A 22400-nucleotide genomic window follows, 5' to 3' on the forward strand; every position below is an offset into this window, starting at 1 on the left:
AACCTTGAGGTTTTTCTTTTTTGATTCATAGAGTCGGAATTGTAGTGTTTTGTCACTACAAGGAGTTTTAAAGCTTAGCTTATAACGTCTTTGGTTATTCTGCTAGCAGTTGATATGAGATAGCAAACTCCAGATCCGACCTCCTATATAGTCCAATGAGCCACATTGAACAGGGTGCCAGCCCAGTTAGTTGAAAGAACTTATTTCAATGAATTCAGACTAATAATGCATCAGGTTAAGTAATGTTCTGTGTATCATCTTTTTTTAGAATTGCAGATGGTAATTCTTTCATTAAAAGTTCATGTTTATTGGTATCGTAAAAATAAACTCGAACGTTTCCGTTTGCGAAAACTGAAGATGCTATTGTCATTTTTGGACTTCCTGATTTTAGGATTACTACATCCCCTAGTTGAAGTGTTTGTTCTGCCATTTGTTAATTTTAGTTTTAGTGTTATATAATTAATGAATAGATTAAAAAATGCCACTTCACCAGCTCCCCACACTCAGCATCAACGATCAGTGCAATCTTTACCAGGCTGCAGGCTATCTTTCTTGATCTTGTGGGGACCACAAAAATTGTTTATTCCTCATCCAGTGTACTATCAATAAAAATAATCCCGTGTTTGTAGCAAATAGACTTGAAAACATCCCTTACGATTAGTAAGGAACTATCAACTCCTTTATTCTTTTTATACCCGTAAAACTCCAGCCAATATGTAGCTTCACTCTTTTTAAAGTCATAGCCAAAATCTTCCAGTGAAAAATCTGGTTCATATAAAGCCGAAACAATTGTTTTTGCGGATCTTTCTATTTCTTCCAATAATTTACTTTCTAGTTTTGATTCAGCTTCTAACTCTTCCAAAATCTCTTTTAAATAATTACGCGGTTCACGACCTAACTCCTGGTCTTCTCTTTGAAGTATTTGCTCAATTTCTTGAAGTTCAGGTAAACTTGCTGAATATTGGTCAATAGTGACATTATAATATATATGGCGCATTCCCCTTACTAGTTGGCCAATCAAGTCATTGATGGATCCTTGGGCCGATTTCATGAATTCGTATTTCAGTAAATCCATATAGTTGTATTTCTTATGTTTTCTGCATTGAAGGCATGATATATTGAATGTCATTTTCGGAAACAAGAATATATTGAGCCCACTTGCAGCGAGCAAAAAGGGAAACTCCTGCTTTTAATGATAATTTTTCGAGTTCTGTCCTAGTATAGACTTTTTCTTCATCCAGGTATTTGGAAACAATTGATTTTGCCTCATCATCCTGATTTTCAATAGGAGAAATAAACCTATATACAATACTTGTTTCTGGTAGCTTTATTTTCTCCCCATCTTTAATAGATTTATTATTAAGCTCTGGGAAATGAAAATATTCAGTAACATCAAATCCAATCCCTTTTGAGATCGTTTTAATGTCCTTCTTAGTGTAGACTTTATTCAAGGATCTCATTTTAGCATAAAACTCTATGCAGAAATCAAAATCATCTTTTGGCATACTAAATTCAGGTGTGTATTTGATACCCTTGAACTCAAATTTTTCCTTATTAAAAAACATGATGTACGTTTTGGTTTATTTTTGCTTTATGAACCAAAAAGAGCTATTAGCCTATAATAAGATCATTTTTATTTTGCAGCTTTTATTAACTGCCATATTAGTAATGCAATGTTTATAACCCCCATGATCATGTTGATGACTGCAAAGGTTTTATTGTCCTTGGCTGCTTTCTTCTGAGCTTCATTAGCCTCCATGGTGGACAGTGCCAGTAACCGTTCTGATTCCTGCCGCTCTCTTTCTGCCTGCTCAATTGTCTCCAAGTATTTTTGAATACCTCCTGCTTCAACAATATCTATACCTGTAGGGGTAATGTCAATAATGGAGGTTCGTCTATTAGCTGGATTACGATAGGATATGAGTCTGTTATTTTCAAGGATAGGTATGGCAGCTGCAATTTCGATTTCAAAAAGCCCACCAGTATCTCCATTAAAAAGACGGGTAAGAAATTTATCTACTTCCCTGTATATATCTTCTTTGGTTACTTTTTTCTCGAAACTCTCCTCTGGAATAAATAAAGGCATATGGTTAGTTTTGGGATTAGTTATTAAAAGTCGAATTCGGATTTTTATCAATGTGACAGCCATTTTAATAAAGCCTTTGGACCAGCTACTAGGTAAATAAGGCCGCCTACAACTATTAAAATAACCAACGTTATAAAGCACCCCATTTGGTCATGTTCAGCCTTTTGTTCCGGTGTCATTTTCTGATAATTCTCCCAAGCTTCCTGCCTGGCTCTTCTTCTTCCGTATTTGGTATTTAGGTTTGGAGGTTTTTTGTAGGCCATTTTGTTAGTTTTGGTTTGGTGTATTAAAAGTGTAGTTTGGGTTTGTACTAAGCTTACCAATCTGATTTTTTTGTTTCTGGCTTTTTAAGCATCGCAGCTTTTAACAGATTGATTGTTGCTCTTATTTCTGCGTCAACAGCTTCAATGTACCGTTTGTGCATCTTCATTTTAGATTTGGCAAATCCTTCCAGAGGAGAATTCACTTCGTGGCCTGAAATGTACGATGTGCCAATTCTTGAACCACTTTCATAATAATTCACTGATAAATCTTTGATCTCGTATTTATATCTCCCATCCTTTACATATATGGAAATTGTGTGCTTAACACTAGTTGATACACCACTAATTAATGCCCCTCTATCAAAAAATACTTTAAAGTTTCCTTTTCCTGTTACTTCGCCGTTTTTCTCGTCATCCATTTGAATTACATCATTGGCGCTTTTATATGCATCCACGAAAAATCGTTTAGCCCTTTGATATAAATCTGTCGCAGATGTACTATCAACTTGTACTACTTCAGAGTAAATAATAGCATCATTGACAAAGGGAATTTGAACTGTTGTGTCAGATTCTACTTCTTTTGCTTTTCCTTTTTTTTGTGAAAATGCTAATAAGGGGACCAATAAAATCAAGGTAAAGATTGGCTTTCTCATAATTATTGTTTTGGATGTTATTTGTTTTCTTTGAAAGACTTCTCTATCATTTCCATCACTCTTGGATCATTCAAATCTGTTAGCTTATTATTGGATTGATCTTTTTTCTGTAATATTTCCAGAATACCTTTCAGCAGATTGTTTGTTTCTTCCATGTAAGCATTGCGTTTACTTATTTCTGCATACCATCCAAATATGAGTTTTCCTATTACTAGTGATACTATAATCGAAAGAAAGATTATAACAGCCAAAATATTTGGTTCAATTTCAAGCAAATACATAAGTATTGTTTTGGGTTTATATTATTAGAATCTATTGCACCTTAATATGGAGTAAACGATTTTAGGTAAGCATTGACTGTAGGAAGTTCTATTTCTGAAAATGAATTATCAAATGAAACGCCATCTTCAAACCTGATAGTTTTAAACTTAATTAAATACTGGCTGTCTTCTTTCAGGTTGTCAAGTTGTTCTTTTTTTATAATACATTGAACTTTGATATAGTGGACATCATCATCAAAAATAAAATTACCGTACGCAACACCATTGTGGAGTGTTGTTGCAACTAATTTGAATGGGATACTATCATAAAGGCCTTTTTTATCAATTAAAGGGAGTAGCTTTTGTGTAACCAATCCTTCATAGTGTTCCCTTAGTGCTTTATTTTTATTGATTGCCTCTCTATTAACGTTAATGAAGCTATCAATATACGTAATGCACTTATAATCCTTGTCAACTGGTTTCTCTGGAAGAGGTGAACTGGAAGGCTCTGCTTCTTTTGAAAGGGAATCAGCACATGATGCGAAAACAGCAAGAGAGAAAAATAAAATGAGTAATAGTCTCATAGTGTGTTGTTTTGGTATATAATATAATATGTCAAACTTTTATTTCAAACCGCTTTGGCGGTGACATCTCCCAGTCCAGTTTTCTCTTTACCAGCCATATCTCTTTAATATCTTCAGTCAGAAGAATAAACTGCGGGTAATAGTCCTCGTTATCAGAGATCAGCACGAATTCTTTCTCGCTCTTTCTGAATAGTCTTTTCAGCATTACCTGGCTCTAGGTGACTACCACATAGGAGTGGTTGTTCACTAAGGTATGTCAAAAGTCTAATTTAATGAATTGCCTGAATAGGAAAATTTCCCTTTGGCTATTAATAAATATTAAATGGAGTACCCTTTTAAAGAGACTTATTGATAGATTTTATTACTATCAATTTTCACTTATGATTAATCTAATAAGCATAATCAATAGGATTCTATTCCATAATTGATAGTTGAATTTTATAATTAGGTTTGGGATTGAAACTTTTTTTACACGACCTACAATACACTTCACGTCATACTTTATCAGGAAGTAATTATCCTTAATCTCTTCCCTATCACTTTTCTTACTTCAGGGATACTCCTAAAACCAATGTTTTCTCTATTTAATGTTTCACTGTCTCATACCCCCCTCCGCATGAAAAATTTTTAATTTTATTCGGATCAAGTTAAATACTTGGGGAATACTGATTAAATGTTGATTCCAAACCCGCTGCTAAATCCGCAATACTGCTAAACAACCATCCTTCATCATACAACCTTCTTCCACTTCAAGCTCAACTGCCTCTTCTTTCTGCCACACCACCTTCCAGCCTCCCAACTGCTCCCAACTATTCCCTCCACCAGCATTCCCCATTGACAATTGCCCATTCACAAACTCCACCATCTCCCTTCTGCCTGTGCTCATCATCCCCCTCACCGCCAGCTGCTTCCTCAGCCACTGCTTATCCCCCTGCATCCTCATATACAACCGGATGGCTGCCTGGTAGACATGCTTCCGCTTCTTCCTCGGTAATGTCTTCCTGAATGCCTCCTTCCTTTCAGCATCAGCAAGGATCCACTGGGCATAGACCACTGCCTCCTTAAACAAATCCCTCCTTACCCGCTGCTTTTCACTGGCCACTATGCCACTCATGTCCGGGTACTTGGTGATCACAATCCTTTTCTTCCACTTCTTTTTCTTGTTGCCCCTGTAATGCTTCACCACAAAACACTTCCCAATCGAGCCCCGGATCATGCCCAACAGCAGTCTAGGTACCTTTTTGCCATCCTTGATCACCACCCTTTCTTTACTATTGATATAGACCTGATTCATATAGCTCATCCATTTATCCCCTAAAGCTACTCCTACCCATCCACAACCAAAAACCTCTTGGCCGATTTGGCATAAAATGGCAGGAAATGACCGCTTTTGTCCGCTTCCCCTTCAGGTTTCCAGTAGGGATCCTTCGTACCTCAAGTATACCTGAAGCATACCATCAGTATACCTAGAGTAGGACAACAGTATGCCTCCTTCGTTCCTAAACCTCAAAAAAGCATCTTTTCTTCCCTTTCTCAATCTCCAATAAAACCCCGACTCCTCCATTAAAAAATCCTATTCATCCCTTTCTAATCGGGCAAATCCGCGGTTCATCTTTCGTTCCTCAGCCCTACCTGAGCCCTACTGAATCCATAGCTAAGCCTAGGAAAAGCCTAGAAAACCACTTTTACCCCACCAATCTCCTAATATCATTCCCCTCACCCCATTTTCAAATTGTCAAAACCTGTTCCGCTCCGCGGGGTTATCTAATAATAATATCCCCATAGCCAGATCAACCTTTGACCAAAACAATCAGCATTCCAATCTACTTCTGGTTACCTCTTCCACAATAAACCCAAAATTTTTCCAAGGCATCGTTCCCGATAACGTTTGCGTAAAAAATTATGGGCCTATCAGCTTCTGTTTCTGGTAAATTAAATACACTTGCCTTTACAGTTCATCTAAAAGCCTTAATACATTCTTCCATATGATGAAATATTGTCTCCAGTTGATCCTGTGCTTGCTGTTGGTCTCTTCTTCAGTTTTCGCTAATGCAGTCTATGATTTTATAGTAGCACAAGATGGCAGTGGCAACTTCAAAACAGTCCAGGAAGCCATCAACGCTGTTCCCGACTTCCGCAAAAAAGAAACAAGGATCCTGATCAAAAATGGTGTCTATAAAGAAAAGCTGGTATTAGCTGAAAGCAAGCAGTTTGTCACCTTTATTGGTGAAAGCCTGGACAAGACCATCATCACCTACGATGATTACGCTCAGAAGAAAAACATCTTTGGTGAAGAAAAGGGCACTTCCGGCTCCTCAGGGTTTTACATTTATGGCCACAATTTCACGGCGGAAAATATTACTTTCCAGAATACAGCCGGGCCAGTAGGACAGGCCGTTGCCGTTTTTGTATCCGGCGACAGGGTGCAGTTCAAAAACTGCAGGTTTCTTGGTTTCCAGGATACTTTGTATACCTACGGCCGCGAGAGCAGGCAATACTACAAGAATTGTTATATAGAAGGCACTGTAGATTTTATTTTCGGGTCTTCTACTGCCGTTTTTGATAGTTGTACTTTATTTGGTAAAACATCCGGCTACTTCACTGCGGCTTCAACTCCTGAAAATAAAAAGTTTGGGTATGTGTTCCTGAACTGTCATCTGACAGGCAATGCTCCTGAAGCTTCATTCCTCCTGGGAAGGCCTTGGAGACCTTATGCTAAAACCGTTTTCATTAATTGCAGGCTGGATAAAATAGTGCGTGCTGAAGGCTGGAGCAACTGGAGTAATGCTGCTAATGAAAAGACGGCCTTTTACGCTGAATACAAAACATTTGGCGATGGCGCCGCTGCAGGTGACAGGGCTACCTGGTCGCACCAGTTAACCGATTCAGAAGCAAACCTGTATACCCTGAAGAACATTTTCGGCGATTGGGAACCAACCAAATAAATTACCAATTGCCAATTCACCATTGACCATCGTCCATTCACCATTCACCTTCAAATGAAGCAATTCATGTATAAACTATTGTTCCTTACCTTATTTTCCTTTTTTGTTGTTTGCACTTTTGCCCAGACTGTTAACTACCCATCCAGGTTCACCGTAGCTAAAGATGGGAGCGGCGACTTCAAGACCATCCAGGAAGCTGTGAATGCAGTGCGTGATCTTTCCCAACAGCAGGTAACTATTTATATCAAGAATGGCGTCTATAATGAAAAGCTGGTGATTCCTTCCTGGAAAAAAAGAATATCACTGGTTGGACAGAGTAAAGACAGTACGGTGATCTGCAATGACGATTATTCCGGCAAAGCTTACCCTGGAGGAAAGGATGCTTTTGGAAAAGATAAATTCACTACTTACACTTCATACACAGTGTTGGTACAGGGTGATGACTGCAGCATAGAAAACCTGTCCATCAAAAACACTGCGGGCAGAGTAGGACAGGCTGTAGCCCTGCACGTGGAAGGCGACAGGTTCGTAGCTGTCAACTGCATACTCACCGGCAACCAGGATACCTTATATACGGCAACCAACAATAGTCGCCAGTATTATAAAGACTGTTATATAGAAGGTACGACAGACTTTATCTTCGGTGAAGCCACTGTTGTGTTCCGGAACTGCACCATCAAAAGCCTGACCAATTCCTACATCACGGCTGCATCTACTACTCCGATGCAGAAGTTTGGCTATGTCTTTTTTGATTGTAGGCTGGTTGCAGATTCCTCTGCAACTAAAGTTTTACTCGGAAGGCCCTGGAGACCGAATGCAAAGACTGTTTTTATCAATACGGAAATGGGCAGCCATATTCATCCTGTTGCCTGGGACAACTGGCGCAACCCGGAAAATGAAAGGACTGTTCTTTATGCAGAATACAAGAGCAGGGGAGAGGGGGCAAAAATCAAGGAAAGAGCGAAGTGGTCTAAACAATTGTCCCGCAGGGAGGTAAAAAAATATACCCTGGAAAAGATCTTTAATTTAGAAGTTTCATGGATTCCAAGAGTGTAGGTAGCTCATTCTTGCTATTAATTTTTCAACCCCTTTCAATATGTTGCGCTTTACGTTTTTGATACTATTGGTTGGCTTTACTTTTTTGCAAGCAATGGCACAGGAGTTCATTCCACTTTGGCCAAAAGGAAAAATGCCGAACTCAAAGGGCATGAACCTGAAAGATAGCATTGCCAATGAAAGGGTCTACCGTGTGGGTACACCCGGCATGTATGCCTTCTTGCCATCCGCCCAGGAAAATAAAGGCGGGGCAGTGATCATTTGCCCTGGTGGTGGTTATGAACGATTGGCTTATGTCATCAGTGGTACCCAGTTGGCCAAATGGTTCAATACCATGGGCATGAGTGCTTTTGTTCTGAATTACCGTTTGCCCAACTCCCCGGATCTGAAACAAAGAGAATTAGGCCCTTTACAGGATGTACAGAGAGCTATTCGTGTTGTACGTGCCAATGCATCCAAATGGGGCATCAAAGGCGATAAAATTGGCGTACAGGGCTCTTCTGCCGGAGGTCACCTGGCTGCCATGGCGGGTACGCAAACAAACGATGTTTCTGCTATTGGTGATTCATTGAATGCTATTTCTTTTCGACCTGATTTCATGATCCTGGTGTCCCCGGTGATTAACCTGGGGCCTTATGCACATGCAGGCAGCCGCAAGAACCTGTTGGGAGAAGATGCATCCAGTGAGCTCATAGAGAAATTCTCCCAGGAAACACAAGTGACCAGTACAACGCCGCCTGCCTTCCTGGTACATGCCTTTAACGATAAAACAGTGAGTGCACGGAATAGCTTACTGTTCTATGGGGCTTTGCTGGAGAAAGGCGTATCAGCCAGCCTGCATATTTTCCCGCAGGGTGGTCATGCTATTGCATTGCGCAATAATCCTGGTTCTACAGAACAATGGACGTCCTTATGTGAAGCCTGGATGATTGAAATGGGCATTATTCCTCAAACCTTGAATAAATAAAATAACAAATGAAATTCCTGGTTGCCTGGGTATTGATGATACCTGTTCTTGTTACCGCACAAAGTATTCCAAGAGATACCTCCTTTACGGTTTATGGCACTTATATCAAAGAAAGTAAGGGCCGGCCTTATATCCGGGTAGCACAACCGGCAATGCCTGAAGGCGTAAAGAGCAAAGAGAACATTATTTACAGTACTATGGGTAACAGGGAGTTGTCTGCAGATGTGTTTTATCCTGCAAAGAAATCAAAGAAAGGGTATCCGGCAGTGGTCATGATCTTTGGAGGAGGATGGAGGTCCGGAGATAAATCTCAGAATGTTCCCATAGCGCAACAATTGGCAGCAAAGGGTTATGTGGCCATGACCATTGAATACCGGCTTTCACAGGAGGCTCAATATCCTGCTGCCGTACAGGATGTAAAGGCGGCCATCAGGTGGCTCCGGGCGAATGCGAAACAATACAATATTGATAAAAGTAAAATTGCAACCTTAGGCATGTCCGCAGGCGGACAGTTGGCTGCTTTGGCAGGTACAACTAATGGCATAGCAAAGTTTGAAGGCCCAGGTGGCAATGCAAAGCAGTCGAGTGATGTGGAGGCGATTGTAAATATTGATGGCACGCTTGCTTTCCATCACCCGGAATCGGTAGAAGGAAAAGCTGCTTCAGAGTTCTTAGGTGGCACTTACCAGGAAAAGCCGGAGGTATGGGAAGAAGCTGCTCCCCTGAATCATACAGGTAAGCATACGCCGCCCATTATTTTTATCAACAGCTCCATTCCCCGCTTTCATGCTGGTAGGGATGACATGATCAGGATTCTTGACAAGTATGGGATCTATCATGAAGAGCATACCTTACCCGACACACCGCATCCTTTCTGGTTCTTTCATCCATGGTTTGAACCTACAGTCAATTATACTGTTCAGTTTTTGGATAAGGTGTTCAAAAAGAAATAAGCAATTGACGATATTCCTAAATATCGAAATCACAAAATCAGTAATTTAATCATCATGTCACATCGTTTTTTTAAAGTATTCGGACTGTTCAGTGTCCTCTTCCTCTTGTCTTTCACAATGGCTCCCAGGAAGATCAAAGTATATCTCATTGGTGATTCTACCATGTCGATCAAGCAATCGAAAGCCTATCCCGAAACTGGCTGGGGTATGCCGTTTGTTTACTTCTTCGATTCAACTGTTGAAGTGGACAACCGTGCGCAAAACGGCCGCAGTACCAGGACGTTTATTGAGGAAGGCCGCTGGCAGCCTGTGACTGAGAACCTTCAAGCAGGTGATTATGTCTTCATCCAGTTTGGTCATAATGATGAAGTGCCTACAAAGAAAAGTTATACTACTGAAGATGCTTTCAAGGCCAACCTGGCGAAGTTTATAAATGAAACAAGAGCCAAAAAAGCAACTCCTGTTTTGATCACGCCTGCAGCACGCAGATCATTTGATTCTACCACAGGCAAGATCAAGGGTACTCACGATATATATTCAGCTCTTGTACGTTCTGTTGCTGTAGCATACAAAACACCTTTAATTGATTTGGACAAGCAAAGCCAGGACTTATTGCAGTCATTTGGTGTAGAAGGCTCAAGACTTTTATTCAACCAATTGAAACCCGGTGAACATCCCAATTATCCCAAAGGTGTTGAAGACAATACACACTTCAATGAATTGGGAGCGCGTAAAATGGCGCAGATCGTATTGGCTGATATAAAAGACCTGAAACTTGAATTGGCAGATAGGATTGTAAATTCCGGAGTGAAGAAATGATGTGACTCAGCATCCCGGTGCAGTATACCTGAAGAAGTATGCTGCACCCGGAATGCTAATGATTTTATTAGTTGGCAAGATAAACCTGCACTTTATTTTCTTCCGATAGCTTCATATGTTTTGACAGCTGATTGATGAAGCTTGCCATATAGGATGGAATTGTTTTATTTTTTAACACACCTGCATACCAGGTTCTCTTAAGGCCCCTCCTGGTTATTTTAACTGCATTCAACTCTTTAGACTTTAAATAACGGGCCGCCACCCATTGCGGTTGTACCGTTACTCCTATTCCTGCTTTCACCATTTCAAGGATAGCCTCTGTCAGCATCACCTGGTATAACTTGACAGGTTTTCCATTCTGAAAAATAAGGTTGTACATTCTACTTTCCTCAAGGGGAATATTATACATGATGTATGATTCCTGTTGAAAAGCTTCTATCTCTATCCATTTACGCTTTGTCCACGGATGTCCTGGTGACACAATGGCAAAAAGTTCATCTGAGAACAAAGGCGTATATACAAGGTTTTTGTTTTTGTTGTCTTCAAAAATGCCAACATCTATTTTGTTTTCTAAAAGATTTGCTAAGGCATGCCTTGTCGCTTCTGCCTTTATGTGTATATCTACTTTTGGATAAAGAGCTTGAAATGCTCTTAGAAATCCTGATAACCAGGGATAGGAAGTATAACATTCCGTGCTGAGCCGGATATCACCACAATCCTTTTCCGTCATCAAACGGATCTGCCTTGTGGTTCTTTCCACTTCATCCAGTATACGTTGGCTCGATAACAATACAACCTCACCTTCCTTCGTAAGCAGCATTTGCTTGTTTTGACGGATAAATAGTTGTGCCTGGAAATGATCTTCAATTTCTCTTAACTGATGACTTAATGCTGATTGCGAGAGATAAAGGTTTTCAGCAGCCTTTGTAAGGCTTTTTGTGCGGGCAACTTCCTGGATCATTTTAAGATGTCGAAGTTCCATATGTATGAATATTGCTAATGGTTATTACAAAAATAATTCAATTTGCTCATACATACTAATGGTTAATTTTGGTTCAGCGAAAAGCCTTTAACCTCAAAATCTTATTTATGAAACTGATTCTTTTAACCTTCGCATTGCTGATAACAGAAGTGCTTTATTGTGCAACTCCGGACATGAGTGATACTATTGAAAAAGACTTCAGGAATGCTTTTCCCAAAGCCGAGCAGGTAAAATGGTATAAGACTGATTTGATGTACGAGGTCGTTTTTATAAATGACCAGGTGAGCTGTAGAATGAGGTTTTTGCTCAACGGTACAATTGATAGAACCATTCGTTATTATACTGAAGAACACTTGCCTCCGTTTATCTTGTCCAAGATCAAAAGAAAATTTGCTGGCAAAAAAGTATATGGTGTTACTGAAGATACCTCAGAGGACGGAGTTACTTACTACATTGTCCTGGAAGATGAAGATCACTGGTTGCATATTCAATCAGATGCAATTGGTAATACCATCATTACCAATCAGTATAAAAAGAATAGGAATGTAAAATGAAGAATATTAAAACCAGGACAAGCCTATAACAGGAAGACAATAAGCCAGGGCTGCCAGGAACAACACCCAATTAAATCCCAGTTCAATAGAAAGAATGGTTGCTAATGCAGTGCTGATCACTGAAATGCAACCATTCACGCCCCATGCCCATGGTATGGCCTCAGGATTAGATTTTGAAACAAGCGACAAACCGGAGGGAAAAGGCATCCCCATCAAAAAGGCTAAAGGACCCATCAGTAATAAAACAATGACCAGTTTAATAGGCAGGCTTACATGTATTGTGTTTTGTAAAAGAGGCATCAATACAAAAGCATCAATCAGTAACAATAGAGCAATCAACACAAAGAGTAAATACGAATCCTTTTTACTGCCAATGAACCTGGCCGATACATTGCTGCCTAGGCCTGAAAAAATAAGTAAGGAGGTAAGGACTGCTGAAGCAGCATAAACAGGGTTCCCGAAATATAGAATGAAGTGCTGGATGAGCACGATTTCTACGAACATATAACCCAATCCGATGCCACTGAAGTAAAGCAGGATACTAAACTTGTTCTTTCCACTCCACCCCAGCTTGAAAAGGGGAAGCAGGATCAGTACAAAAGAGACAATTGCAATTTGTACGAGCGTAACCAGTACCAGGAAATAGCCTACTTCAAAAAAAGGTATGGACCGGGTGCCGAAGAAATGTGACAGGCGGTTGAGGTTTTCCCATCGTAGAAACTGTGAAAAGAAGGGTTTGTTGTCAGTTGCGGGCTTTATATTGAAATCATATTCATCATAAAATGCTTTTCTGTTCTCCGAAAGGATTTGGTCTATATATCGAAAGAAACGTTCATCCTGCAACTGGTTGTAGCTACTGCGCTCTTCCGCTTTCAGTCCGGGAAGTATGGCAGGATCAAACATCATATCATCGCAAAACTTCCGGATGTTGGCCACTTCAGTTACCGTTACAGGTGATTTGGTCAGGACGAAGGTTATGGTACCCCAACTCCTGATGGCAGCAAGATGTGCCCTGGGGTTTTTTATTCCTGAGTTGTAAAGTACTTCCACCATGGTCGCTAAAACTTTCAAAGGGTTTCGTAACGGGTAGTCCATCCAGGAGGTGATGCTGATCACACCATTTTCATTTAATCGAAGCCACATTTCCTGAAAAGCTTCCCGGGTCATAATGGCTTGCTCCTGCAATGCATATAACCCGGATGAACCTCCAAATGTTCCTGTCATTGGGAGCACAATGAGATCATACCTGGCTGTATCCATCATCAGGAAAGTTCTCGGCTCCATTCTTTGGCTCATTACCTTAGGCTGATACAAGAGGGAATCTGATGCAAGTGCCAGTTCCTTTTTTAATAAAGAAAGCACAACAGAGTTGGGCTCTGTTGTAGTGATGCTTTCCACGTCATGGCTAACAGCATGTGCAACGTCGATACCTGTACTGGTGCGCAGTACCAGTACTTTATTTCTTTTCCTCATGACATAAGGCAGTGCACTGGTCGTATAGTCGAGAATGAAAGAACTATCTTCTTTTTTCCAGCTTGTAATAGGCCCAAACCAGTCACCATTAACAAAGGCGGCTGCTTTTACCCGGGCTGTATTTTGTGCAGTAAGACTTAATCCCGGTGCATAACGCAGTACAGGAGAAGTGACGGTTTGTACGAATCCATAGGGACTGGACTTTTGTATGGTAACCTTTGCTTCAGGAAGAAGCAGGGTTTTACTAATGTCTTTGTACTGCGAAGGGATCAGTTGCGGAGGATGCGCTAGTTGCCAGAGGATGACCAGAAAAGAAAGGATTATGATCAGAGCTCTTGATTTGGATCTGCCAGGTAAAATAATGATACCGGCTATGATGGGTAATATAGAGATGATGGCTGGGAGTTGCTGGGGGAGGTATATCCAGGTAAGTACAAGGGCAAAGAGACCTCCCATCCCTGATCCAAACAGGTCTGCGAAATATATTTTACTAATGGATGCAACATATTGCACGAATAGGATCCCGATCGCTAAGGCACCAAAGAAAAATGGTGTAAAGAATAGAAGGTAGGTAAGGAGCAGTTTTCCTGCTTGACGATAATCAGCAAACACAAGATAGGAATCGAAGCGTGTAAAGGATGATTGCGACCAGCCAACAACGAACGACATGGAAAGGCCGGATACCATCATAAGAACAGGAACCATGATTTCGCTATGCTTCAATAGCCATGTCCTGGAAAGGGATAATACCGTTCCTGCAGCACCAAATCCGAGCATAGCCACCGAAATGATCATATAGGCGAAATGATGCCATTGAACAATGGACAGGATCTGCATTAAGACCAGTTGGAATGCAATGATAGCTGCCGAAAGCAGTCCTATGGATAGTAGTAATTTATATTTTATTGTACTTGTCACTATTTCTTTTCCCTGGTAAACGGCACAAACATAACCGGCAACAAGCTCTTGGTTGTTGCTTTCTTCCCCTTCTTTTCTACCAGCATCAGCGTTTGGGTCATAAAAGGAGAACCAATAGGAATGATCATCCTGCCGCCATCTTTCAATTGTTCCAGTAAAGGAGGGGGAACATATTCTGTTGCTGCCGTAACAACAATAGCATCATAGGGGCCATGCTCTTTCCATCCATAATAGCCATCACCAATTTTTGCCTGAACGTTCTTGTATCCTAACTTTTTCAACCGGTTAGCTGCAGCAGTGCCCAGTTGGGGAACAATTTCGATGGTGTAAACTTCTTTGACAATAGGAGAGAGCACAGCAGCCTGGTACCCGGAACCTGTACCAATTTCCAGGACTTTATATTCTGGCTTTGGTTTGATGGCTTCGGTCATGTAAGCAACGATATAAGGCTGTGATATCGTTTGCCCGTAGCCTATTGGTAATGGCCCGTCATTGTAAGCATCAGGAATGCTGCTGGAAGGAACAAACAAATGCCGCTTTACTTGTCGCATGGCATTCAATACTGCTGCATCTTTCACGCCTCGTTTTTCAATCTGCAACTTCACCATACCTTCTCTTTTTTCCTTATAGTCTTCCTGGAAAAAGGAAACAAAAAATAAAAACAGGAGGCAAGGAATTACGCCATTCATAAACAAGGATTTAGTAAAATGAATGAGCCTGTTAAAATTACTGAAAGTCTGCCAGGATGATCTAAGTACTGTAATGATACATTCAAACAGTATATTACTTTCCTGTAAGAAAGTTAGTTATATTTCTCGTTTTATATATTTTGTTTTGATATTTGATTACCTTTATCATTGTATTTGCTGCATCATTTATTTCCTGCGGGTAATTGCAATCCTGTATATTACACTAACGGCTGAATGAAATAATTTTCAGCATCCTGCCTTTTGATTTTCGTTGCAGTCACTTCCCTTAAGAAAGCTGTCGTAACAACTTAAGTCGTATGCGAAAGCATTTTGTTTACCTGCATTTACAAGCCCCTTATACAAACGATCCAACGCTTTCCTTCCGGAAAGAAATGAAATGACAATGAAGCGGAGATCTATTGTACATCTTTCATTACAACCAAACAAAGATCCCCTTGTGAAGAGAAATGCTCTTTATCATTTCTAAAAATTCTTGTTATGAGAAACGATTTGCTGCGCCTGACCGCTTGTGTTGTAATGGTTACTTTATTGCTCATGCTCTCTGCCAGTTCCTATGCTGCAATTGCTGAGGAAAATGAAACCAACTACCTGGTGAATTTAAAGATAAACTTTCAGGATGCTGCCACCATACCCCCGGCCGGTTGGCTAAGGGATTATGGGCAGGCTTATGGATTACGCACTTCAGCTTATCAGGGTGTAGGCAATTACTATGGATGGATCAACAGGGATAATAATACGCCTCTGGATTTAACTAAAAATGGACGTAAAAGAAGCAGTCCTTCTGATCTTCTGCAGGCTACATTGATGCATATGCAAGCAGATGATATTATTGGTTTTAGCGGTACTCCAATTGAAGGAAGGTGGGAGGCCAAGGTAGTCAATGGCATTTATGAAGTTACTGTTTCAGTGGGTGATGGTGCTTATACAGGTGGCAAGCATACGATCAATGTTGAAGGGGTGCCGGCAATATTAAGTTTTGAGGGTACTACCAATACACGATTTAGTTTAGCCACTGTCTCGGTAAAAGTGACAGATGGGCTTTTAACAGTTGATGCCATTGGAGGTGTTAATACAAAGATCAATTATATAATCATTCAGCAAACCTCTGCGCTAAGGCCTTCAGTGGCAAGAGTCAACCCTGTACATGGAGCAGAAGATATCAGTGATTATACATCAATATCTACCGATATATTGAACCTGCCCAATAGCGGCATCAATAATGTTACTATTACTACAGCTAACGTTTACCTGGTAGAAAAGGCAACCGGTAACCCGGTGCCGGCAAATGTAAATGGTACAGGAGGCGGTGATGCCATTACCCTCGTGCCTTCCGCAGCATTAAAACTAAGTACGGCCTATGTATTCAATGTGACCAGTGGTGTTAAGGATTTATCTGGTGCTGCTTTTTTACCTTTCTCAAGTACATTTACAACTACTGCAACACCTACTCCTCAACTCAGTATCAAATTCGATAAGGTGCAACTAACCAATACGACCGGGAGACATACCAGTCTCACCATCGGGCCGGATGGAAAGTTATATGCATTAAGGGATGATGGTGTGATTAAGCGCTTCCCCATCAACGCTAATGGTACGTTGGGCACTCCTCAACTGATCTACTCTTTACAGGATGCATATGGCACCAGGAAATCCAGATTGGCCATTGGTTTAGCCTTTGATCCTGCATCTACTGCTACTAACCTTATCGCTTGGGTCACTCATGGTTCATACGTGTTTTTAAACGCTCCTGATTGGGATGATAAATTGACAAGACTAAGCGGTAGTAACTTACAGAATGTTCAGGATGTATTAATTAATCTACCCCGCTCCACCAAAGACCACCTGACCAACAGCATTGCTTTTGGCCCGGATGGTGCTTTGTATTTCACCCAAGGCTCTAACAGTGCGATGGGTAAAGCTGATCAAACCTGGGGGAATAGAGAAGAGCACTTGCTTTCAGCGGCAGTACTGCGTCTTGATAAAACCAAGTTGGGTACATTGCCATTGAATGTTAAGACAGCAGAAGGAGGCGGTACTTATAATCCCTATGCAGCCAATGCTCCTTTAACTATTTACGCATCAGGCGTTAGAAATGCTTATGATTTGGTATGGCATAGCAATGGAGAGCTATATGTACCTACCAATGGTTCAGCGGCCGGTGGCAATACGCCTGCATCGGTTAATGGTACACTGCGGCCTGATGGTACTACCTACAATGGGCCATCTATACCAGCCTTAACAAATGTGCCGCAAACAATGAAAGATTTTCTCTTTAAGGTGAAGAAAGGCGGTTATTATGGACACCCCAATCTCAGGCGGGGCGAGTATGTGATAAATGGTGGGAACCCCACTTCCAACATAGAACCAGCCCAGATTGATGAGTATCCGGTGGGTACGAATCCTGATATAAACTGGAGGGGATTTGCTTTTGACTTCAAAGCCAATAAATCACCGAATGGTGTGATTGAATATAAGAGCAATGTATTCAATGGGGCCCTGAAAGGAAAACTACTGGTAGTTCGATACAGCCAGAATGATGATATTATCGTATTGACTCCTGGCGGTACTAACAACAATATTGTCAATTTCTATGAAGGAGCTTTGATCCAGGGCTTTACAGGTTTTGTTGACCCGCTGGACCTGGTAGAAGACGTAAGAAACGGAAATATTTATGTATCAGAATATGGAGGTAATGGAAAGATAACATTGCTCAAACCAAATACAACCGCTTCTGCTGCCGGGTTGATCACAATGAATACAAATAACGATCCGGAAAACAGTGTAACAGATATTGAGCAGCATTCAGCATACCTGGAACAGAATGCTCCAAATCCTTTTAGTGATCATACGCTCATTCGTTATTTTGTCCCAGCCAATACTAACTCTGTTAAAATAGTCATTACTAATATGATCGGAATGGTGAATATGGTGTTCGATTTAGACGGCAAGAACTCCAGCCAAATAGCATTAGATGCAGGCACTTTGCCTTCGGGTACTTATATCTATTCTTTATGGGTAGAAGGAAAACAGGTAGACAGTAAACGATTGGTTATTATAAGATAATTGAACAAGAATGTATTTTGTCTGCACCCCGTTTAAGGCACTGATAAAGTAGGTGCCTTGACGGAGTGCATTAATGCTTATTCTTCCTCCATTTCATCAAGTATTTCCGGGCTTGCCGTTACCAGCACCTTATCGATGCGGTGTCCATCCATGTCCATGATCTCAAATGTGAAGCCTTTCCATTGCATTTTATCTCCCGGCTGAGGTATACGTTCCAGTTCATATAAAATGCATCCTGCCAGGGTGTCGTATTCATGAACACTTTCATTTACCCATTCCTGTTTTTCAAAGCGGCTAAGAAAGTCGTAAAAAGGAATTTGCGCATCAACGAGAAAACTGCCGTCTTCCCGTTCTACAATTTCGTAATCTAAAGATTCGGTCTGCGGAATGTTGCCCACGATAGCTTCAAGGATATCGTTCAATGTGATCATTCCCTGCAAGCTGCCATACTCATCTACAATAAAACAAGAATGGATTTTTGATTCCTTGAATTTTTCCATCACCTGGTAGGCTGTATTGTTTTCTGGCACAAACAAGGCTTGATGCATTAAGTTTTTGAACAGGGTCATATCGTCGGCCACATACAAGTCCTTTATAGAAACCACTCCTTTGATGTTATCAATTTCACCATCACAAATGGGATAGACTGAATGAGGCTCTGACATAATCTTTTCCTTGATCTTCTCTTCATTATCATTAATGTCAAACCACACGATATCGCTCCGGTGTGTCATAAGGGATGTGATATTGCGATCACCCAGGTGAAAGATCCGTTCAATCATTTCTTTTTCTTCTTCTTCAATAGTGCCTGCTTCTGTACCTTCTGAGATAATGGCTTTAATTTCATCTTCAGTCACGGTATCATCTTTAGAGCTTTTAATATTGAAAAGCTTAAAAAATGAATTGCTTGTGATATTCAGCAACCAAACAATCGGGTGTGTAATTTTTGAAAAGACAAGCATGGGCGTGGCCATAATACGCGCAATTTTTTCAGCGCTGGTCAGCCCAATTCGCTTTGGGATCAATTCGCCAAAAACAATAGACAAGAAAGTAACCACCATGACAACCAATGTTGTGGCGATGGTTTCCGCATAAGGCTTAAATGCATCTACTTTTTCTACTAAGGGTTGCAGGTAGATACTAAAGCGCTCGCCTGAATAAACACCCGTAATAATGGCGATCAGGGTGATGCCTATTTGTGCTGCTGAAAGGAAGATTTCAGGGGAGTAGGACAGGTTCAGTGCCGTTTCTGCCTTTTTATCGCCTTTTTCGGCCATGCTTTCTAGTCTGGCTTTACGAGCGGACACTAGCGCAATCTCCGACATCACAAAAAGGCCATTCAAAAAAATTAGCCCCAACAATATGATTATGTCCATTTGGAATGAAAGTTACTCTAAATTTAATTTTCCTACCTTGTTAATATATACTGTAGCTGTCAAAAGCCCTGCCAAGACTCCCAATATTCCTCCACCCAAAACGTCCAGCGGATAATGCACACCTACATAGATTTGAGCATAGGCAATAAAAAATGCCCATAGGTAAGTTAAGTAGATCCACCTTTTAAAAGTGGAGTATAAGGTGATGCTTACAAAAGTTGCCATGCCGAAGTGGTTAGCTGCATGCGAAGATGTGAAGCTATATCCTCCCGCGCAGTGTTTGAGCAGCAGGCGCACATGATCGAAAAAGAAGGGATCATTGCAAGGGCGCAAGCGTTCAAAACCTTCTTTGAAAACCCGGCTGCTCACCATGTCGGCAATCGCAATGGTACAGAGAAAGGCTATACTCCACCACCAGCCTTTTTTGCCATAGTTGAGTGTGATAAAAGCCAAAACAAATAAATAAAGGGGCGCCCAGAAAACAGAATCGCGGAAATAAGGAAGTACGGTATCAAAAAAAGGATTGGTCCACCCGCTGTTCAGTTTTATAAACAGCCGTTTATCCCATAAATCCAATTGTTCCCAAACTGATGAAGCTATTATAACGGCCTGCATGTCGCAAATGTAAGAGAATGAGACCTTTTCGCCGATTTTGTGTTTTCGTGACACTTAAAATTTTGTTGCTTTGCGGAGTGCAAAGGTGGTGTTTGAATGTTCAAGCCTAAACTGCCAAACAGTAATAAATTATGCTCGCGAAAACCCGTTTACCCAAAACATTGCTTTGGATCATCAATCTTTTAGGGATTTACCTGCTGATGTTCACCAGTTTCCGGCTGGTTACATATTTTGCATTTCATCCTGAAGATCAATCAATTACTGATCTTTTGCCTTCTTTTTTACTGGGTCTGCGTTACGATCTTCGCTGGATCAGTTTATTGTTATTGCCTATTATTTTGATCAGCATGTGGCCGGCTTTATCGCCTTTTTATTCTGAGCGGAATAAAAAAATATGGACCTGGTACCTGGCTTTTGCCACTTTTTTTGTCGTTTTTTTCTTTGCAGCGGACTTTGGATGCTTTTCTTACAATAAAACCCGCCTCAATGCAAGCGCCCTGAATTTCATGGAAGATCCGGGTATCTCATTATCCATGTTATGGCAATCATACCCGATGTTCTGGCTGATCCTGGCTTTGATCATTGCTGTATTGCTTCTGCGGCGCATGTTCCGGGAAATGCATATTTATGTTATTTCCAAAACAGAAGGGCTGGGAATTCCCTACCGGAGGAAGTGGTTTGTGATCGCTTCTGTCTTTTTTGGTTTGCTAGTGTATGGCAATGCCGGCCTGCAGCCGTTGAAATGGAACCGTGCATTTGTTTTGCAGGATAGCTTTAAATCTTATCTGGCCCTGAATCCTTTGCAAAATTTTTTCACTACCCTGAAATTCCGGAGGCCGCAATTCAATGAAAAGCAGGCGAGGGAGAGTTTTCCTGTCGTTGCCGAATGGATGGGATTAACTGCCAAAGAGTTTTCCTACCGCCGTGAAATGGCGCCGGGCGTCCATTCCCTGGAGTCAAAGCCAAATGTCGTATTGGTGCTGTGTGAATCGTTCAGCATGTATAAAAGCAGCATGAGTGGGAATCTGCTGAATACAACGCCGTTTTTCCAGTCGATAGCCGATAGCGGAATTTTCTTTGAACGTTGCTTTACGCCCCATTTCTCAACAGCCAGGGGGTTGTTTGCTACATTGACCGGCATCCCTGATGTACAACTGTCTAAATTTTCAACCCGCAATCCCGAGGCAATAAAGCAACATACCATTATCAACCATTTTGAGGGATATGAGAAAATGTACTTCCTGGGTGGAAGTGCCTCATTCAACAACTTTGAGGGCATACTGCAGAATATCAAAGGCCTGCAAATGTTTACGGAAGGCAGGTTTAAAGCGAAGCCTGTCAATGTATGGGGGATTTCGGATAAAGACTTATTCCTGGAAGCCAATGAGGTGCTCGCAAAGCAAACAAGACCCTTTTTTGCCATTGTGCAGACTGCTGACAACCACCGCCCATTCATGATCCCTGAAAGTGAATCTGAATTTGAAAGAAAGGATCTGCACCCTGATTCTTTGCATAAATATGGTTTTGAATCTGTAGATGAGTTTAATTCTTTCCGGTACGCAGACTTCTGCATTCAGAAATTCATTGAAGCTGCGCGCAAAGAGCGGTATTTTTCAAATACCATTTTTGTATTCATCGGCGACCATGGCGTTTCAGGCAATGCAAGGGAAGTGTATCCCAAAGTTTGGACTGATAAGCGCCTGACTGACGAACATGTGCCGTTGCTTTTTTATGCGCCTAAATTGCTGACTCCGCAAAAACGAGGTGAAGTAGTATCTCAAATTGATGTTTTACCAACTATCGCCGGCTTAACCGGGCAGTCTTACATCAATACCACCCTTGGGCGTGACGTTTTGCATAAACGGAAGAATAACGACTATGCCTTCATTATCTATCATGACGAAGGCCAGATCGGCATGCTTACAGATGACTATTATTTCACCAAAAATCTCAATTTCAAAAGAGAAGAACTGCACCTGATGCCTGGAAAATACTTTTCCTCTGCCCAGGAAGATTCAATTAAGAAAAAGCTGTCGCAGGTTACGACCGCATATTACGAAACAGCAAAGTGGATGCTGATGAATAATAAGGACCTGCACACCCTCAGTCCGCCGTAGGCGGAG

General features: G+C 41.1%; 23 protein-coding genes. 8 read left to right on the forward strand and 15 right to left on the reverse strand.

Annotated elements, in window-relative coordinates; genetic code table 11:
• Nucleotides 1-235: 235 nt before the first annotated feature.
• The 10 genes from OCK74_RS01605 to OCK74_RS01650 form a co-directional block, all read right to left on the reverse strand.
• A complete protein-coding gene (locus tag OCK74_RS01605; protein ID WP_279295230.1) occupies nt 236-430 on the reverse strand; it encodes a DUF2158 domain-containing protein in 195 nt (64 codons plus the stop codon).
• A 150-nt stretch (nt 431-580) separates the two neighbouring features.
• Nucleotides 581-1075, reverse strand: a complete 495-nt coding sequence (locus tag OCK74_RS01610) for a hypothetical protein (protein ID WP_279295231.1) — start codon at nt 1073-1075, stop codon at nt 581-583.
• A 13-nt stretch (nt 1076-1088) separates the two neighbouring features.
• Nucleotides 1089-1565 carry a hypothetical protein gene (locus OCK74_RS01615; RefSeq protein ID WP_279295232.1) on the reverse strand — a complete coding sequence of 159 codons (477 nt, stop codon included), beginning with the start codon at nt 1563-1565 and terminating at the stop codon, nt 1089-1091.
• Nucleotides 1566-1633: 68 nt separating this feature from the next.
• The gene (locus tag OCK74_RS01620; protein ID WP_279295233.1) at nt 1634-2086 is read right to left on the reverse strand and encodes a hypothetical protein; all 453 of its coding nucleotides are present in this window, start codon (nt 2084-2086) and stop codon (nt 1634-1636) included.
• Between the two features lie 47 nt (nt 2087-2133).
• Nucleotides 2134-2349: a hypothetical protein gene (locus OCK74_RS01625; RefSeq protein ID WP_279295234.1), complete on the reverse strand. Its 216-nt coding sequence runs from the start codon at nt 2347-2349 to the stop codon at nt 2134-2136.
• A 53-nt stretch (nt 2350-2402) separates the two neighbouring features.
• Complete coding sequence (locus tag OCK74_RS01630) at nt 2403-3002, reverse strand: DUF4468 domain-containing protein (protein ID WP_279295235.1); 600 nt, start codon at nt 3000-3002, stop codon at nt 2403-2405.
• A gap of 17 nt (nt 3003-3019) precedes the next feature.
• Complete coding sequence (locus tag OCK74_RS01635) at nt 3020-3283, reverse strand: hypothetical protein (RefSeq protein WP_279295236.1); 264 nt, start codon at nt 3281-3283, stop codon at nt 3020-3022.
• Between the two features lie 41 nt (nt 3284-3324).
• Nucleotides 3325-3846 (reverse strand): hypothetical protein, encoded by a 522-nt coding sequence (locus tag OCK74_RS01640; protein WP_279295237.1) that lies wholly within the window; start codon nt 3844-3846, stop codon nt 3325-3327.
• 31 nt (nt 3847-3877) lie between these two features.
• Nucleotides 3878-4051 (reverse strand): hypothetical protein, encoded by a 174-nt coding sequence (locus OCK74_RS01645; RefSeq protein ID WP_279295238.1) that lies wholly within the window; start codon nt 4049-4051, stop codon nt 3878-3880.
• A gap of 489 nt (nt 4052-4540) precedes the next feature.
• Complete coding sequence (locus OCK74_RS01650; RefSeq protein ID WP_279295239.1) at nt 4541-5140, reverse strand: hypothetical protein; 600 nt, start codon at nt 5138-5140, stop codon at nt 4541-4543.
• A gap of 691 nt (nt 5141-5831) precedes the next feature.
• Between OCK74_RS01650 and OCK74_RS01655 the strand changes: the two genes are divergently transcribed.
• From OCK74_RS01655 to OCK74_RS01675, 5 genes are all read left to right on the forward strand, one after another.
• Complete coding sequence (locus tag OCK74_RS01655) at nt 5832-6791, forward strand: pectinesterase family protein (protein WP_279295240.1); 960 nt, start codon at nt 5832-5834, stop codon at nt 6789-6791.
• 66 nt (nt 6792-6857) lie between these two features.
• A complete protein-coding gene (locus OCK74_RS01660) occupies nt 6858-7847 on the forward strand; it encodes a pectinesterase family protein (RefSeq protein ID WP_279295241.1) in 990 nt (329 codons plus the stop codon).
• Nucleotides 7848-7887: 40 nt separating this feature from the next.
• The gene (locus OCK74_RS01665) at nt 7888-8814 is read left to right on the forward strand and encodes an alpha/beta hydrolase (protein WP_279295242.1); all 927 of its coding nucleotides are present in this window, start codon (nt 7888-7890) and stop codon (nt 8812-8814) included.
• An 8-nt stretch (nt 8815-8822) separates the two neighbouring features.
• A complete protein-coding gene (locus OCK74_RS01670) occupies nt 8823-9767 on the forward strand; it encodes an alpha/beta hydrolase fold domain-containing protein (RefSeq protein ID WP_279295243.1) in 945 nt (314 codons plus the stop codon).
• Between the two features lie 54 nt (nt 9768-9821).
• On the forward strand, nt 9822-10586 hold the full coding sequence (locus tag OCK74_RS01675; RefSeq protein WP_279295244.1) for a rhamnogalacturonan acetylesterase: 765 nt from the start codon (nt 9822-9824) through the stop codon (nt 10584-10586).
• A gap of 67 nt (nt 10587-10653) precedes the next feature.
• Here the strand turns inward: OCK74_RS01675 and OCK74_RS01680 are convergent, their stop codons facing one another.
• The gene (locus OCK74_RS01680) at nt 10654-11568 is read right to left on the reverse strand and encodes a LysR family transcriptional regulator (RefSeq protein ID WP_279295245.1); all 915 of its coding nucleotides are present in this window, start codon (nt 11566-11568) and stop codon (nt 10654-10656) included.
• Nucleotides 11569-11675: 107 nt separating this feature from the next.
• Here OCK74_RS01680 and OCK74_RS01685 point away from each other — a divergent pair, with 107 nt between their 5' ends.
• Complete coding sequence (locus OCK74_RS01685; RefSeq protein ID WP_279295246.1) at nt 11676-12122, forward strand: hypothetical protein; 447 nt, start codon at nt 11676-11678, stop codon at nt 12120-12122.
• Nucleotides 12123-12128: 6 nt separating this feature from the next.
• On the opposite strand, the gene OCK74_RS01690 is transcribed toward OCK74_RS01685, so the two are convergent.
• Together OCK74_RS01690 and OCK74_RS01695 are read right to left on the reverse strand one after the other, a co-directional pair.
• Nucleotides 12129-14432 carry a hypothetical protein gene (locus OCK74_RS01690; RefSeq protein ID WP_279295247.1) on the reverse strand — a complete coding sequence of 768 codons (2304 nt, stop codon included), beginning with the start codon at nt 14430-14432 and terminating at the stop codon, nt 12129-12131.
• An 80-nt stretch (nt 14433-14512) separates the two neighbouring features.
• Nucleotides 14513-15202 (reverse strand): protein-L-isoaspartate(D-aspartate) O-methyltransferase, encoded by a 690-nt coding sequence (locus OCK74_RS01695; protein ID WP_279295248.1) that lies wholly within the window; start codon nt 15200-15202, stop codon nt 14513-14515.
• A 498-nt stretch (nt 15203-15700) separates the two neighbouring features.
• On the opposite strand from OCK74_RS01695, the gene OCK74_RS01700 reads away from it, so the two are divergent.
• Nucleotides 15701-18286, forward strand: a complete 2586-nt coding sequence (locus OCK74_RS01700) for an Ig-like domain-containing protein (protein WP_279295249.1) — start codon at nt 15701-15703, stop codon at nt 18284-18286.
• A gap of 77 nt (nt 18287-18363) precedes the next feature.
• On the opposite strand, the gene OCK74_RS01705 is transcribed toward OCK74_RS01700, so the two are convergent.
• Entirely contained in the window at nt 18364-19662 is a 1299-nt protein-coding gene (locus tag OCK74_RS01705; protein WP_279295250.1) for a hemolysin family protein, read from the reverse strand.
• Nucleotides 19663-19674: 12 nt separating this feature from the next.
• A complete protein-coding gene (locus OCK74_RS01710; protein ID WP_279295251.1) occupies nt 19675-20331 on the reverse strand; it encodes a phosphatase PAP2 family protein in 657 nt (218 codons plus the stop codon).
• Between the two features lie 77 nt (nt 20332-20408).
• On the opposite strand from OCK74_RS01710, the gene OCK74_RS01715 reads away from it, so the two are divergent.
• On the forward strand, nt 20409-22394 hold the full coding sequence (locus OCK74_RS01715; protein WP_279295252.1) for an LTA synthase family protein: 1986 nt from the start codon (nt 20409-20411) through the stop codon (nt 22392-22394).
• Nucleotides 22395-22400 lie beyond the last annotated feature (6 nt).

This window comes from Paraflavisolibacter caeni, assembly GCF_025628885.1.
Classification (GTDB): Bacteria; Bacteroidota; Bacteroidia; order Chitinophagales; family Chitinophagaceae; genus Flavisolibacter; species Flavisolibacter caeni.